The organism is Cryobacterium sp. TMT2-17-1, assembly GCF_004402765.1.
GTDB lineage: Bacteria > Actinomycetota > Actinomycetes > Actinomycetales > Microbacteriaceae > Cryobacterium > Cryobacterium sandaracinum.
Genome location: NZ_SOGC01000028.1, coordinates 1 through 15,419 on the forward strand (window position 1 = coordinate 1; position 15,419 = coordinate 15,419).

The 15,419-nt window shown below is 62.1% G+C and carries 9 protein-coding genes and 1 pseudogene; 7 read left to right on the top strand and 3 right to left on the bottom strand.

Annotated elements, in window-relative coordinates; genetic code table 11:
- Positions 1-1,024: 1,024 nt before the first annotated feature.
- Positions 1,025-2,275 carry a HEPN domain-containing protein gene (locus tag E3O47_RS07470; RefSeq protein WP_134420024.1) on the top strand — a complete coding sequence of 417 codons (1,251 nt, stop codon included), beginning with the start codon at positions 1,025-1,027 and terminating at the stop codon, positions 2,273-2,275.
- A gap of 1,085 nt (positions 2,276-3,360) precedes the next feature.
- Positions 3,361-5,130, top strand: coding sequence for a hypothetical protein (locus E3O47_RS07475; RefSeq protein ID WP_134420026.1), 1,770 nt, complete (start codon positions 3,361-3,363; stop codon positions 5,128-5,130).
- 213 nt (positions 5,131-5,343) lie between these two features.
- Here E3O47_RS07475 and E3O47_RS16520 read toward each other — a convergent pair.
- Positions 5,344-5,752, bottom strand: a pseudogene (locus E3O47_RS16520) (hypothetical protein); the annotation flags it as partial.
- Positions 5,753-6,190: 438 nt separating this feature from the next.
- Between E3O47_RS16520 and E3O47_RS07485 the strand changes: the two are divergent.
- Entirely contained in the window at positions 6,191-6,751 is a 561-nt protein-coding gene (locus E3O47_RS07485; protein ID WP_134420030.1) for a hypothetical protein, read from the top strand.
- 20 nt (positions 6,752-6,771) lie between these two features.
- Positions 6,772-6,921, top strand: a complete 150-nt coding sequence (locus E3O47_RS15940; RefSeq protein WP_166785005.1) for a hypothetical protein — start codon at positions 6,772-6,774, stop codon at positions 6,919-6,921.
- A gap of 191 nt (positions 6,922-7,112) precedes the next feature.
- Here E3O47_RS15940 and E3O47_RS07490 read toward each other — a convergent pair whose 3' ends face one another.
- Positions 7,113-8,120 (bottom strand): hypothetical protein, encoded by a 1,008-nt coding sequence (locus tag E3O47_RS07490; RefSeq protein ID WP_134420032.1) that lies wholly within the window; start codon positions 8,118-8,120, stop codon positions 7,113-7,115.
- A 688-nt stretch (positions 8,121-8,808) separates the two neighbouring features.
- Here E3O47_RS07490 and E3O47_RS07495 point away from each other — a divergent pair.
- The 3 genes from E3O47_RS07495 to E3O47_RS07505 all read left to right on the top strand — a co-directional run bounded on the left by E3O47_RS07495 (position 8,809) and on the right by E3O47_RS07505 (position 14,761).
- On the top strand, positions 8,809-12,972 hold the full coding sequence (locus E3O47_RS07495) for an ATP-binding protein (protein WP_134420034.1): 4,164 nt from the start codon (positions 8,809-8,811) through the stop codon (positions 12,970-12,972).
- Between the two features lie 140 nt (positions 12,973-13,112).
- Complete coding sequence (locus tag E3O47_RS07500) at positions 13,113-13,652, top strand: hypothetical protein (protein ID WP_134420036.1); 540 nt, start codon at positions 13,113-13,115, stop codon at positions 13,650-13,652.
- Positions 13,653-14,044: 392 nt separating this feature from the next.
- Complete coding sequence (locus tag E3O47_RS07505; RefSeq protein WP_134420039.1) at positions 14,045-14,761, top strand: ASCH domain-containing protein; 717 nt, start codon at positions 14,045-14,047, stop codon at positions 14,759-14,761.
- A gap of 38 nt (positions 14,762-14,799) precedes the next feature.
- On the opposite strand, the gene E3O47_RS07510 is transcribed toward E3O47_RS07505, so the two are convergent.
- Positions 14,800-15,303, bottom strand: coding sequence for a GNAT family N-acetyltransferase (locus tag E3O47_RS07510; protein WP_134420041.1), 504 nt, complete (start codon positions 15,301-15,303; stop codon positions 14,800-14,802).
- Between the last annotated feature and the right edge of the window lie 116 nt (positions 15,304-15,419).

The following is a 15,419-nucleotide window of genomic DNA, read 5'->3' on the forward strand; positions in this document are numbered from 1 at the left end:
CTCGTCGACGAACTAGAATCCAGCTAACCAACCAGTGTTGCGACGACCGCTGGAATTCGCCCTAGAACTCGCCTGGCAGAAGTGGCCCTGTTTTCAGTCGGCGTTAACATGCCTCCGTCTATAGGTGCCTACGCTACTGAACAAGGCCGCTGAGCTCGCCGCAGACACCGGCGCGGGTGTGTCAGCTCTCGCCGAAATCCTCAAGATAGGTCCTGCTCAGGTGCGTGATCTACTGGGTGAAGTCGACCAACGCCCAATGCTCCGGCTTGTCGGTGACGAGTCGGCGGGCGGCGCTCATACCTGAATCTCAGCCACTGTCGTGAGCGAGCGTGAGTTTGAACACGATGGTGTCCGATCCAAATCCTCTGGAGCAACCCGTTGCACCCTCGGGCGGTTGGGTATGGAACGGATAGCACCCTCATCGCCCTTCGGGGAGATGGGGGTACCCTTAGTTCACTCGAACGCGGACGCGGCGGCCACCGAGTGCCGCGCCCTGCTGGCGGATCTCGAGGCCAAGCGCTGGTGCACGCGTAGTGTGTCCGACATGGACGACGACCTGGGTGTGCCGAACTGCGAACGCTGCTTGGTTCCCATGGCGATTGAGGGCACAGATGAAGGCCCCTACTGGTGCTGCCCGGAGTGCCGCATCGTTCGACTCGCTTGACGACCCTCTCCCTGACGGCGCGCCCTCGGGCATGGGCTCGGACCGCTGCATCGAGGAATTCGCGGATAGCGACTTTGATCTGGGCCTTGTGCACGAGAGACGAATCCAGCGCTGTTCAGCAACCGGTATCAAGTGGATGAGAATGAGCGTGTGACCGCCCCTCTTAGAACCGACCTTTGGTCGGTGACTCTGCCCGCTGTGCACGCTGCGCGGGCACGAGCACACCAATATCTAAAGACTGGAAAGTATGTACCTCGCAGGGACGTAATCACGTCAGAGACAAATAGTCACGGCTGGTCGACTGCCACGCGCCGAGAGCACATCGGGATTTCGAAGTCGGCACCGGTCAACTGGGGCTACATGTTTGGTGTCAGCGTTGGGACGTTTGCCCAGATCGCTTTGGACGAGGTGCCCGAGTTGATCAGTGCCTGCAATGTCGTTAGCGAAATAGCGATGTCCGACGTGAAATTCGAGCAGAGCATCAGCTTGTTGGCGAGCGGTGAGCAAGACTCGGTCAAACGCATAGAGCAGGTCAAATTCGAATACGTGCGATTTGTGATGCACCTCATAGCCCGGGCCGAAGCAACGGGCGCTGAGTCGGACGAGGACCTACTATCGGTCTACCTCGCTCTAGAAAGGGCGCGATTCGCTGACGAACTAATTGGCGACCTGATCGTGCCTATTGCTCTAACCGCTCTGGAAACCAACGAAACATTTCAGATCACGGAGGACATCTGGATCGAGCCAATCGACGCTGATATGCAACGAGCACGTGCTGAGCCGATCCTTTCGGGAGACCGCGTATCTGCACTCGTCGTCGCGGCGGCGACGCACGCAGTAGTAGTCAGGAACGTCAAGTTCGATAATCGGGACTACTTCGACAGGCGTTTCAGACGCAACGAGATCGACCTAAACAGGGTAGACCGGGTGATTCAGTGTCTGCATATTGCGACAGCACGAGACACAGGGTACGCGCAGGCCTATGTGAGGCCCGTGGACTGGGCCGACGAGTGGGAGCACGATCTGCCGGCGATTTGGAAGATCGCGAAATACCACCGCTACCCAGACGAGTTTGACGCGGGTGGATGGAACGAAGACAAGGTCGCTGTCAGTCAGGCGCTCTTGGACGAAATTCCTGTGATGTTCACGGCTTTGGAGAGTTCTCCTGCAAACGTGCAGCTAGCTGCGCGAAGAGCCATGCGCGCTGTCCTGCGAGATGACGACGAGGACAAGACACTCGACGCCACGATTGGCATGGAGGCCTTACTGCTCAGCAATAATGATCGCGAGGAAATGACGCACCGGATGGCGCAACGCGCTGCCGCGGCATTAACGGCGGACTACCCGCCGCAGATCGTCTATGGACTGGTCAAGAAGGTCTATGAGCATCGGTCGAAGATCGTGCACGGGCGAGTCCGAAAGACCAGCATGATCAGGATCGAAGAGGTGCCGTACCCAGCTCAGGACATCGCCGCACTACTGCTTCGTCTGCTTCTGGGAAACTTGCTGCGTTCCGAGAATCCCTGGACACCGGAGCAGCTCGATTTGAAGCTCCTGCAAGCGCTGAACCATACCGCCCCCACTGCGCTCGACTCCGCAGTTACAGAATAGGAACGAATTGGGCAAAGCCAGCCGGAACAAGCGCGAACGCAGTCTGGAGCGCGCTGTGAGCGCCATCACCGAGTCTCGAGTCCCTATCGACCTTCTCCGCCGCGCGGTGGAGGAGATCGGGCAGTTGTATGGGACGATCCAGGACTGCGCTGGTGCTGCGGCCCTCCTTCAAGAGACCGGGAGGTTGCTCGGATACGAGCTCACGGCACGGCCTGTTTCACTGCTCGCGACTCACGCTGCATCAAGGACCCAAATCGTTATGGGTCGGCGAGCGACTGAGCGAGTAGTGGAGGCTGGCCCCATCGAGATCGAAGATCATCTACATGGAGGCAGGGACACCGGTCACATGGTCGTGACATGCGACGATCCACCGATGCTCATGGATGCCAATCTCTTCGGTCAACTGGCGCCCCACGGGATCAAGGTTCGGCCCTTATGCCTTGACGTCTCGAGCGCTCATCCGAAAGACGGAATGTGGCTCACTGAGCACGACGGCCTGAACATGGTTTACATCAGCGACGACACTGATCAAGGTTTGGTGCCTAGGTTCCAAGTGAATCTGCAGGAGTGCAAGCCGTACGCACGACGCCTGGCAGGCGCCCTGCGGGCGAGCGAAGGGGTCCGGTAAGCGAAGGTGACTCAGCGGCGGCGGCACACGAACCGGAGCACGGAATTGTGCCAGCCGCCCTGTCAGTGACGGACCCTCGGGCCGCGAGGTGAATGCTGTTGTCGGCCAGGTACGAAGGCTGCAGGTTGGACGGTACGGCCTTGGCGACGAGATCGGGCGTTTGACGGTATCCGGAACAGCTTCGCCACCGTTGCCGCGCGCGTTGTTTCAAGGCCCGTCAAGTTGCGCGGCTCCGAACGGCAAACCAGCGCGCACTGGTGGATGGCTGCACGCGTGGGTCGAGAAAGTGTCCATTCCCGGGGGCCTCGCCAGTGCCCGCCGTGCGATCCGGATTCTGAACTCCTGCCTGCCGCTCCCAACGATTCAAACGGCATGAGAAGGTAAATTGCGTTTAGATACGCGACGGCCCAACGCTCGTCGCCCGCACCCCGCTTCGCAGCGGTCGAGAAGAGGCTTCGTGGACTACGAGTTCGCCCCGTCCCATGTCCAAGTCGTCGCCGCGCTCATCGACAGAGTTGCGGACGCCGGGGATGACCTTATGAAAGTTTGGGAACGTCTCTGGCTCGACGAGGAATACAAACACTTGAATGAGGAGCTGCGGGTGGAGGTCGACTTCATCTTTGCGTACGAGCTCCAAGAGAAATTCGAAAGTGCTGGTGAGGTTGAACTCGTCGAATCTCGCCTTTCCTTCACTGCCACCCGGCCTATGTCGGGAACTCCGGCAAGCGCATGGACTCTGTGGTCCGAGGTGAGTTCAACCCTGGAGAACCCAGGCATCTGTGCTCACCTTGCCGATGTCCTCCTCACCGCCCGGGTGAAGACGACCCCTGAGCACGCGGCCTCGACGATCGGCCTGTACTTGAAGGCTGTCGAGTTTGGCGATTTTTCCGCTCACCAGGCCGCGCTTTCACTTGGGCGAGCTAACAATATTGCTCGCTCTCGTGGAATGGCGGATGAAGGTCCCGTGCGCGTGGCAATGCACCGTTGGAGCGAGACTTTCGGCAACGACATAGCGACGATCGGCCCAGCGCTGAGTCTCCTGGCCGCGCTTTCGGTTCCCCCACGGGATGGAGTGTTCGCAGCCGGCGAGCGTGAGTCGGTACGCAGTCAGCTCTTTGCACTCGGAGATTCGCCAATGAGCCTCGTTGACGAGCTTGCTAAGACAATCGCGCGGCTCGCAGAGAACGCCACGGAGCTGGAAATCAGCAGGCGCTGGCACGTGAAGCAATACTTGGCGTTCGCCGACTCTGCTGAGCGGGGGATGGTGAAGATGCAATACGCGCAAACAGCAGCCGACCTCGCAAAGTCTTACGGTCTGCCCGAGCTGAAGGATGCTGCAGTGTTGATCATGCAGACCGTGGACCATGACTCGATGGGATGGAAGACCGCGGGGTTCAATCTGCCGATGTCCAAGAATTTTTTTCGGGCACATCTTCGGAGATACTGTCGTGCACGAAACTGGGAACACGGGCTGATGGTATTCCTCGCCGGAAGTTCTCCGGCGGGAGATCATGAGGCGAACGTCAGGACGGCCGAGCGTGCCGCTTCGGGCTCTATAAGAGCACTTGTCACTCGGACGGTCTACGGTTCGCATGGTCTTCCGGAGCGCACTAACGCCGATTTCATGATGGAAGAGATTGTTAGGACTGAGACAATCGCGCTCAACATCTCTTCGATCCTTCTCGCGCTCGAACTGGCGCATATTCGCGACCGTTTTTCCCCACCGCGGGCTGATCGAATTGCGAACTGGATGGTGGACAGTTTCTCGGCTGATCCGCCGCTTGCCAAGCATTTCGAGGAGGCGGTTGCGCTTCATTGGGCTGGTAAGTTTTCCGATTCGGCCCGCCTGTCCATTCCACTTATTGAAAGAGCTGCGCGTGAACTACTCCTCAGGCTCGACGAACCCCTTTATCGAACTCAGCGTGGCGAATCCCCGGGCCGGTTTCCTGCGATGGATTTCTACGTCGACGCACTCGCAAAACGGGATCTGGACCCCGACTGGGATCGAGCACTCCGAGTGACACTCCTGTCGCCTGGTATGAACCTCCGTAACCTTTCTGCTCACGGATTCACGCTGAGTTTCTCTGAATACCAATCAGCTCTGTTGCTTCGCCTCGCGGGGCTCTTCTGCGCGATGCCCATCGGTATGGATCAGTCCGGCCTCAAGTCGCCACCCACCGTGGCCCGACGGCAACTCCGACGACGCCTTGGCTGGGTGTGGTCGTGAGAGGAACCCGAGGCGACGCTGGTCTCCCGTCTTTCTGATGCGACCAGCCTCACCAGCCAAAATAGCTCACCTGCCGCCGCTCAGCCGGCTGCACCTCCTTCGGTCGAACAACCACCTCAGGCGACCGCTCACCTGGGTACTGATCGGCGTTGGCGCGGATCGTCAAACACATCCATCGCCTGAGAAGTACGTGGGGGATTGTGAACGAGCAACTCACGCCCTCCGCCTCCACATCTGAATGACGTTGTCCGCGGCCTCCACCTCGACTACAACCCGTTCCTGTTCCCGCTCCACGGCCTGGCGTGCCCGGACTTTCCCTGCCACGTCCAGCAGGTCCCACATTTGCTCGCCGGTCACCGACACTCCGCGGGCGCCGGTGCGTCGGGTGCGGCCGCGGATCAGGACGTAGTGGGTGCGGAACACGGGCCCCGATCGCAGCCTGCGCGTCGTGGAAGAACACCACATTGGAGACCGGCCCGCTGCCATCGTCGAGGGAGAGGAAGACGACGCGTTTGCCGCTTCGCATCGGGGGAGTGTGGGTGGCGCGGCGGACCCCGGCGACGAGGACCTCGCTGCCGCCCGGCAGGTTGACGAGTTCCGAGGCGGGGGTGACTCCGAGTTCTTTGAAGGCCAAGTGGCGCGAGGTCGCCGCCATCCGCGACTGTGCAGGGGAGGTGGAGCAGAGAGCCCTTGCCGACGTAGACGACGACAAGCGCACATCAACGCTCAAGTGGTTGCAATGGGCTTGGGACTACGCGGACCGCATCGACCTGCTCCAGCGACCGGTTCGTGTGCCTTCACCGCCCAAGCCGTGCTGGACGTACCCATTCCGAGCCCGGGGTTGCCAGAGGCGGGCCGATCCTGACCGCCAGGCATTCGCACCGCTGATCACCTGGTCACGAATTCAGACGACGAAGTCCGTGCTCGAGCGCATCAGTCTTCCGGCGATCGAATTAGACGGTAGCGTGACCAACACGAGGACCTCTCCGATCAAGAGCGGTAAGTCGCGTCTGGCTGAGCATGCGCGGAAGGGTTTGATGGCCGTGACTTGGGGTGCTACGTGGACATAACCTTTGGAAATCAAGTGCTGCTTGCAGCAACGACACTGATGGCCTCCCTCGGGGGCTACTTCTTGGCAGGGCGCAACGAAAGTCGCCGTGATCGGAGACAAGCCGAGCAGGATAGGGCGAGAGCTGACCGCGAGCAGTCAGCGGCATCCAATGAGCGGAAGAACCGGTTTCAGCTGGATACGCTGCTGGAGCTCCAGGATGCAGTGCAGCTAGAGGCGCGACTGACGGGGCGGGCGATGCACTTCGATCACATGCAAGCGCGGGAGTCGAATTACACCCAACTGCCAAACGACTGGTCCGACGAGATGCACTCCAATGGAGTGAACGTCAATCGCTTGGTGAGTCGCGTTCTAAGCGACGACCTTCGCGATGGAGTTTCTAGGTTCACCGCCGCCTGCTCGGCACACACCTTTCTGCCCAAGGAATTTGAAGAGCTTCGCGGCGAGGAACTTGAAGACCATTCATTCCGGAAAATGGCGGCGTTCGGTCACCAAGTAAACGACGTGATGGACATGCTTGGATCTGCAATCAGACTGGAGCTCACCCGCTAATCCATGCGCAGACTGTGCTCGTGGTAGCACGCTGGTGGATCGCACTCATCCCGGCCGCGACCGCCGTTCTCGGTGGGCTCAGAGCCATGCCCGTACCGATGAGTAACGCCCAGTTCATTGAGCAGGGAACGCGACTACTCGCGTGGCTGAGCCGTCACCTCGATGCGTGACAGGCCGCCAACGACTCACCCAGTAAGGGGAAGCCCTAGGGGAGATGCCCACCGAACGAGATCGCGGCAGTGCGGACGCGCTGGATGGCAGTTGCCCAAAGAGCTTTGTAGAGGGGCTGCGTGTGGGATTGGGGTCGCGGTCCACCATGTGGGGTGTGGCGCCTGTGCTTCTGCGCTGGTGCGCTGGTGCGTTACTCGCCCACACCTGTGCGCAACTGCTCCAACTCAGCGCGCAGCAGGGCCATCTGCTGCTCGTAGGCAGCGAGCACGTCAGTGACGCGCTGCTCGGCGTAGGAACGCTCCCTCGCTGCCTCGGCCGTGGCACTGTCGCGTTCGCTGCTGACCGTGGCCAGGTGCCCGGTCAGCACGAGCGCTTCCGCCCGGGCGCTCTCGCGCTCCGTCCGGGCCTGATCGAGCAGGTCCCGGGTGCTCGCAGCATCCGTCTCGGCCCGCTCGGCGCGTCCGATCGCGGCGGCGGCCTGCGCGATCGCGTCGCGCGCGGCTGCCAGGGCCTCGTCCTTGGCCGTTGTGGCCGCAGTGGCGAGCTCCCGGGCTTCGGTGAGCTGTGCGGTCGCGGCCGCGTTCTCGATGGTCAGAGCGGCCACCGTGTCTGTGAGGGCGGTGATCTCGGCGGTCGCCCGTACGTTGTCCTCGACCGCAGTGACCAGGTCGCTCTCGAGGGTGGCGGCACGCTGCTCGAGCGCGGCCAGGGTCGTGCGGAGCTCGTCGACCAAGGCAGCTGATTCCTCGGCTGCCGCGTCGGCTTCGGAGCGCTCGGCCTCGGCCTTGCGGGTAGCGGTCTCGGCCCGGTTGGCACGGGCGGCCGCCGTGGCGACCTGCTCGGCCGCGTCAGAGGTGACGGCTTCGATCTGTGCTTCGGCGGCGTCGGGATCCGCGATCGTCTGCAGGTCATCGACGAGGAGTACGAGCTGCTGCTGCAGGTGCTCGACCATGTCAGTGACCTGGGCCGTCCGCAAGCTGGCGCGCTGACGGGCGGCATCGATGGGGAACTTCTCGTCCTCGACCGTGCGCTCGACCCGACCGGGTTCAGCGCGGCGTGCTCGCCATGCGGCGGCCCGGTTGTGGGCGCGGTCGGTGCAATAGGCGGGAGGCCGACCAACGCCAGGCGCGGCGTCCACGGGCTCGTCGCAGCCGGGGAAACTGCAGGTGCGCACGTCTGTGACTTCGGGAGTGCTCATGGCAATATCGTATCGCTTATAACGCAATACGTGAACGAAATACGGAAAACGAATCACGAAATGGCCCGTCACGATGGCCGCGGAAGCGGCTGCGGCCGGGTGCCGAGCACTGTTGGCGGATCTCGAGGCCAAGCTCGGGTACGCGCGTAGTGTGGCCGACATGGACGACGACCTGGGCGTGCCGAACTGCGAACGATGCCTGGTGCCCATGGTGATCGAGGGCGCCGATGAGGGCCCCTACTGGTGCTGCCCAGAGTGCCGCATAGTTCGCCTCGCTTGACGACCCTCTCCCTGATGGCGCTCAGAAGATGACGGGACGATCCCGTTGCTGACGAGGCCGGGGGAGAGCTAGTTTCAACTGCATGTGCGGCAGATACGTAGTCCCCAACACAACAGACGAGTTGCTGAGCCTCTTCGACGCTTCCAACTTCAATGCGGCGGATTGGAAGCCCTCGTACAGCGTCGCCCCCACGGACTCGGCACCCATCGTGCGCGAATGGATCCCCGTGCGGGATTCTCGCGGGAGAATTGGTCGGTAGTGATCGAACTATCTCGCAGAGCACCAGATCCGCGCGGAACAGTTCGACGGGAGGAGCGGAAATCGATCGATTCCGGCGTGTGCTGCCGCGAGACGACGAAAATAGGGGTTGCAGTTGAAATCGGCAGGTCAGCATAGCAAGGGGCTCAAGTGAACATTCCGGACATCGACTTCAACCGCATCCGGTCAGTCGGCGCCGGCGGCCAGCGCGACGGATACGAACAATTCATCTGCGAGCAGGTCGCGCAAGAATCCCCAGCTGCTGGAGCAAGATTTGTTTCCCTGCACGGAGCCGGAGGCGATGGAGGCGTTGAGTGCTACTGGACCCTTCCTGACGGCGCCGAGCACGGTTGGCAGGCGAAGTACTGGACCACCCACGCCGCGGTCGATAAGTCGCAGCTCGACAATTCCGTCAAAGCCGCCCTCGCTCAGCACTCGAATCTCACTGAATACACCATCGTGATTCCTACCGATCCCACCGGGCCCACCGGCGGCAACGGGAAGTCTCTGCTGGAAAAGATTAACGACCCCGGTGGGTGGCAACAAGGCTGGCAAACGATGGCGGCCGAGCGCGGCATGAACGTCACTTTTGAGCTTGAATGGGCAACGAATACGGCCACCCGTCTGACCCGGCTGGACGCTTCCGGCGCGCAAAGGCGGTACTGGTTCGACGCCGATGTGCTCTCCCCTCAGTGGTGGAACGACCGATTGCAGGAGGCGATAGAGGCTGCCAGACCTCGATACACCCCGGAGCTAAACGTTGACGTTCCTGCCGCTCGTAGCATCGCCGCGCTCTGCTCGGACGATGAGTGGTGGCAGGTCGTCCGAGGCCAGGCGGACGAGATCACTGAGGCGACACGGCGCCTGAACCATGCGAAAGCGCTGGCGGCCAATCTGGATGCCGCCCGTAACGCGACTGACGCCGTCATCGACGCCCTCAACGCTTGGGAAAGCGCCCGCGCCAGCGTTAAGTTCCACAACCTCGGCGAGGCGCTGGAGGCAGCCTCAGCTGTGGTCAGAGAGCAGGCGGCGCTCGAAGTCGACCAGATGAACGCAAAGCATGAGAACTGGGACAGCCAAGGCTGGAGGCAATTCCAAAGCGAATACATGGTCCAATTCCCGGCCGCGGCCGTCGACGCTCTCCGTGAACTGGACGAGAAGATTTCAGACGCCATCGAGCTCCTCATCAGCCCCGTCGGAATGCTCGCCAGCACTCAGGTCGCGCTGATGACCGGACCAGCAGGCATAGGCAAGACCTATCTCGCCATCGACGCCGCTGTCCAACGTCTTCGGAAAGGTCGGCCCAGCGTCGTGCTGCACGGCCGCTGGTTCAACGATCACGACCCGCTCGCCAACCTCCGCGACGTCCTTCAGATGCCGTCCGACCTGACCAGTGACGAGACCATCGCCCTTCTGAATCAGAGTGCCCTTGCCGCGGGCGCTCCTGCACTCATCGTCATCGACGCCCTCAACGACACCCGTCCCCGGTCGGTATGGCGTGACAATCTCGACCGCCTCGTCGCCGTCGTCACAAGATACCCGCACGTGCGGCTGCTATTGACCGCCCGAACGCACTACGTCAATCAGGTCCTCCCGCCCGGCGCGACCATTGCCAAGTTCGATCACACCGGGTTCGAGGGTGTCGAATTCGAAGCGGTCAGCGAGTACGCCGCGTTCTACGAACTCGAGCCTCCGACCTCGCCGCCTATCCACGGCGAGTTCGACAACCCGCTGTATCTCCGCTTGGTCTGCGAAGCCCTGCAGTCCGATGGCCGCCTATCGCTTGACCAGGCCAACATGGGCTTGGGCGAGCTCACCAAAATGGTCCTCGACACCGCGAACTCGGTCGTCAGCGACCGCATCGATGCGTCCCCGTCCGATCACGTTGTCCACCGCGCAATGCACGCCCTCGCTGGCGCTATCGCCGATCAGGGCGGGAAGGCGCTCACCCGCTCCGTCGCGCAGGCCATTCTGAACCCGATCTGGTCGGACATCAGCGCCGAGAAGTCGTTGCTCGATGGTCTCATCGCGCAAGGTCTCGTCGAAGAAGACGCATTGCCGGGCGGCAGCCCCTACGGCACCGACATCATCGCGATCAGCTTCGAACGCATCGGCCATCATCTCATCGTCTCCGACGCACTAGCCGCCGCGAATAATGCGGAAGACGTCCGCGCTCAGCTCGCCGGTCGCCTCGGTAAGCTCATCGGGCTGGGCGCGACCGTCGACCTCGGAATCCTCGAAGCCACCTCGGTCGTCGTCGCCGAACGCTTCGGCATCGAGCTGACCGCCTTCACTCCCGAGATCAACGACTCGGTCGCCCGCGACGCTGCCGTCATCGCCGGCGCTGGGTGGCGACCCGGATCTTCCATGACCTCGGATACGGGCTCGGTCATCATCGACGCTCTTCACCACCGGGACACTTTCGACGCGGCGCTCACGATGCTGTTCAGGCTCGCAGCTCGACCCGGCCACCCACTCAACGCCGACTTTCTTCACAGGTTCTTCAGCGGGCTCAGCATGGCGACCCGAGATCAATTCCTCGCAGGATGGCTGCACACCAGTCACGACACGAGCGGAGCGGTCGACCGGCTGATCCGGTGGGGAAGTGAGAAGCCGCTCGACCAAGTTAGCGAGGAAACAACCCGACTGTGGGTCACCGCACTGCTGTGGACGACGTCTGCCACGGATCGTCGCGTTCGCGAACCGGCCACGATCGCCGCCGCCCGCCTCCTCGCTCGTCAACCTGGCCTGGCGGCAACCATGATTGAACGGTTCTGCAGTGTCGACGACGAATGGGTCGTCGAACGCGCGCTAGAAGTCGCCTACTCGGCGCTCCTAGCAAGGGGAAGTGTGCCGGACTGGGCTGCTGCCGCCAGCATCGTCTGGACCACTTTCTTCGCTTCCCCGTCGGACCTCACCCCCAACGTCGCGATCCGCGACGCCGCCCGTTCCATCCTAGAAGCGGCACACGACCGCGGAGCGCTGTCCGCCGAAGCGGCGCCCGACCGCTTCCGGCCTCCCTACAACAGCGCGTGGCCGTTGAACTGGCCCGCTGAGAACAACATCACCTCATACGACAACAACGACTACCCGAAGCTCGTACACTCCACCACAGCCGACGATTTCTTCATCTACAAGCTCACGTACGAACTCAGCGGCCGGCCAGGTGTCGATGTCGCAGCTGGCGCTCGATGGGTGGTGGCGGAGGTCATTCGGCTCGGATACCAGCCCCACCTGCACGCCAATTTCGACCGCTACGTGCTAGGAAAGTACGGGCCCGGACGCGGGAAGCCGAAGTGGATCGAACGCATCGGCAAGAAGTATCAGTGGATCGCGCTCAACCGTCTTATCGGGCACCTGTCCGACCACGCGCCGAAAAATCGAAGATCATGGGAGGCCCCGCCACCCGCCATTTCCGGGCCTGCGACTACCATCGCTCGACAGCTCGACCCTACGGTGACTGAGTTCGAACTCCCAGGCGACGGCCCCCGGGCCTGGGTGCCCTTTTACGATTGGGAAGCGATGACCGGGCGCACTGACGCTCAGTGGGTGGCCGATGACTCGGACCTGCCCTCCATCGACGTCACTTCCGCCGAAAACGACGGACACAGCTTCACCGTCCTGTCCGGCTCCTACGGCTGGGACCTCACAGATGACACCAATAAGCGCACGCATCAGGTGTGGACCAACCTCTACACCCATCTGGTGGACACCCAAGACCTTCCCGTTGCCCTCGATGAGCTCGAGGGACTCGATCTGATAAACCGCCTCAACATGTCACGGCTCCCAGGAAGCCACGACGGTTACGTCGGCGAGTACCCCTTCGGTCATCATCACGGCGCGACACTGCACGTTACAGAGCATGAGTGGACAGATCCACTCAGCGTCCCGACGCGACCGGCGGTGTGGGAGCTCCTTGGCGAGAGCGAATACGCGCCTGGGAACCTCAAGACGATCTCTTTCGACGCCCCCGCGCCGGAGTTCTTCGGCCCCGCGCCGGGTAACCTCCACTGGAACGGGCGCAACGGGTGGACTAACGCGACCGGCCGGCTCATCGCCGTTCTCCGTCACTCCGTCAATGTCGGCCAGAACGAGTTGCTCATCGATACTGGCTGGCTGCAAGAGTGGCTTAGCGCCCAGCAGAAGTCGCTGATCTGGGTCGAGAATACCGGAAAGGACGTCTATAAGGAGATGGGGTGGAGCGCCTCGAATCCGGGAGCTCTCGTTCGCTCCCAGGTGCGCGCATGGACGCCAGGAAGCAACACGCGTACTATCCCACCTGGCTGGCAGCGCATACCCGCCCGCGAGGCGTGACATAACGCTGTCAGCTTCGCTCAGCCGCCTCAAGCAGGCCTTCCGTCAGCGCATGTCCGATGACCGATCCGAAGTGCGCCGCCTGTAGATGGCCAGCCCCTATGATGTATTTCTAACAGCGGCCTGGGGAGGGTGCACATATGGGGCTTACGGCATCCGAAATCGGTCACCGGATTGGCGCATCGGCCGAGGTGGTCAATCGCCTGCTGCTCGAGAATGGGCTTACCTTCGGCGAACCGGGTGCGTACGGCATCACGGACAAGGGCGCGGCGTTCGGCGCCGCGGTTGAAAAAGGGAACGGCTACGGCGGCTGGGCCCACCGCAACTGGGCATGGAGCAGCTGGGACGAAAGTGTCATTGGCGAGCTCGGTGCGACGCCGGAGAGGATCGCCGAGGAGTCCGCCGCCCTGAAAGCTGCGAAGGCAGCAAAGCGAGCGGCGGACAAACTCGAGGCCGAGCAGTATTGGGCGGGCGTCATGGCTGAGAAGGCCGGCAAGCTCGACGAGGATACATCCGAGCGTGGTGCTGAGGAGGGGCTCACTAACGGTCAAAAGGCGCTCATCGGCGTAGCTGTGACGGTGGTCGTCGTTGTCGGCGGCGTGCTGATCTATAAAGGCGTGAAGCGGCACAAGCGCAGGCAGGCGGACCGCGCCGAGCGCAACGCAGAAACCAGTGAATAACGGCGGCGCCGCGAGCCCGCGCGCGCGACACTGCAACGCTTTCGCGCAGCGGACACCGCTCGGCCCCGTTCAATGCCGCCGATCGAACGCTGGCACTTCACCGTTCCCGAAAGCTCAATCATGAGCTCTGCACTCAACCACCGATGGCGCACTTGGGCACCCCACGGGAGCCGTTTGAGAGAATGACACTGCGACAGTTCTTCACCTTCGCGCCTTTGAGATCCCGTGTCACACCTACTCACCTCGCAGGGATGTGGGCGCATGCCTGGCGAACGGATCGCCAACACGCGAGCACCTGGCGGCCAAATGTGTGTCCGTCAAGGTTCCCAATTCGGAAACTCGTTTGAGTCCGCAGAGCGAGTCGGGGCCGGTGTCGATGCGAGACTGGGCCCGTGCTGGAAAACAACGAACGTCGTCTCGTGGCTGCCGCCGAGGCGATAGTGCGATCACTGCCAGACAATGACACGCACACGGTCGCCTCGGCGGCCATGGATACCCAGGGCAATGTCCACACGGGAGTGAATGTCTTTCATTTCACGGGTGGGCCATGCGCCGAACTCGTCGTCATTGCAGCCGCCGCGCAGGCCCTCGCCGGCCCCCTGGTCACCATCGTCGCGGTCGGTGACCGTGACCGTGGTGTGCTCGCTCCGTGCGGTCGGTGCCGACAGGTCTTGCTCGACCTGCACCCCGATGTGGCAGTCATCCTGCCCCTCCCCGGTGGCGACGTGACAGCGGAACCCATACGCGATCTACTACCCCGCAGCTACTCGGCACCGGAGCCCGCATCGGGCTCCAGGATCGTCTACTTCAACCCTCGCTACTACGACAGCATCGCTTCGGGTCAGAAGACAGTCACGATCCGCCACCACGATCCCATCCAGGCAGGACCGGCAGTGCTTGTGTTCGACGACGGAGACACCATTCGGCGCCTCACCGCCCAGATCGAGAGCGTCGAATCACGCCGCTTTGATCACCTGACTAACGACGACGCCCGCCAAGAAGACCTCCCCGACGCGGACGCTCTGCGCCGAGCGTTGCGCACGCACTACCCGGACCTCGAAGGCCATGATGTCGTGGACGTAGCGACGTTTCACCTGATGGCTGCATGACGCGGTAACGGTTTGGTGACTCGGACTTGACCCGTGTATCAGCGCATCCCCTGCACGGCGTACTTGAACCCGACGTGCGACGCCGTGAAGCCAAGGCGTTCATAGATTCGATGTGCATCCACGCGTGCGGCGTCAGAGGTGAGCTGAACGATCTGGGCACCGAATGTCGGTGCATTGTCCACAGCCCAACGAATCATTGCCCCACCAATTCCGCGGCTCCTCTGATCAGACCGGACCCGGACAGCCTCGATCTGCAAACGGGAGGACCCGACTCGAGCGAGTCCCGGAATGACGGTGAGCTGCATCGTGGCAATCACCTCGCCCTGAATCGAAGTCGCGACGAGCAGTTGCTGTGCTGAATCTGCGTCGATAGCGGCGAACGCACGCTCGTAGGCGGGAAGGTCCTCCGATCGACCAGTGTCACCTCGGGAGGCGCTGATCGAGTCATCGGCGAGCAGTCCAATGACCGCCGACAAGTCTTCTCGCTTAGCGCGCCGGAGAATTGCCAAACCAGAGGACAGGGTGAGGGTGACGTCGACCATCCTTCGAGTATTCCAAACGCTGCGCTTCAATGCGGACAGGCTTCGGTACGTACCTGCCGAGTGAAGGGTTCCTGACATGACGCGTCCGGACAAGCAGCAATGACTGCACTTATGCT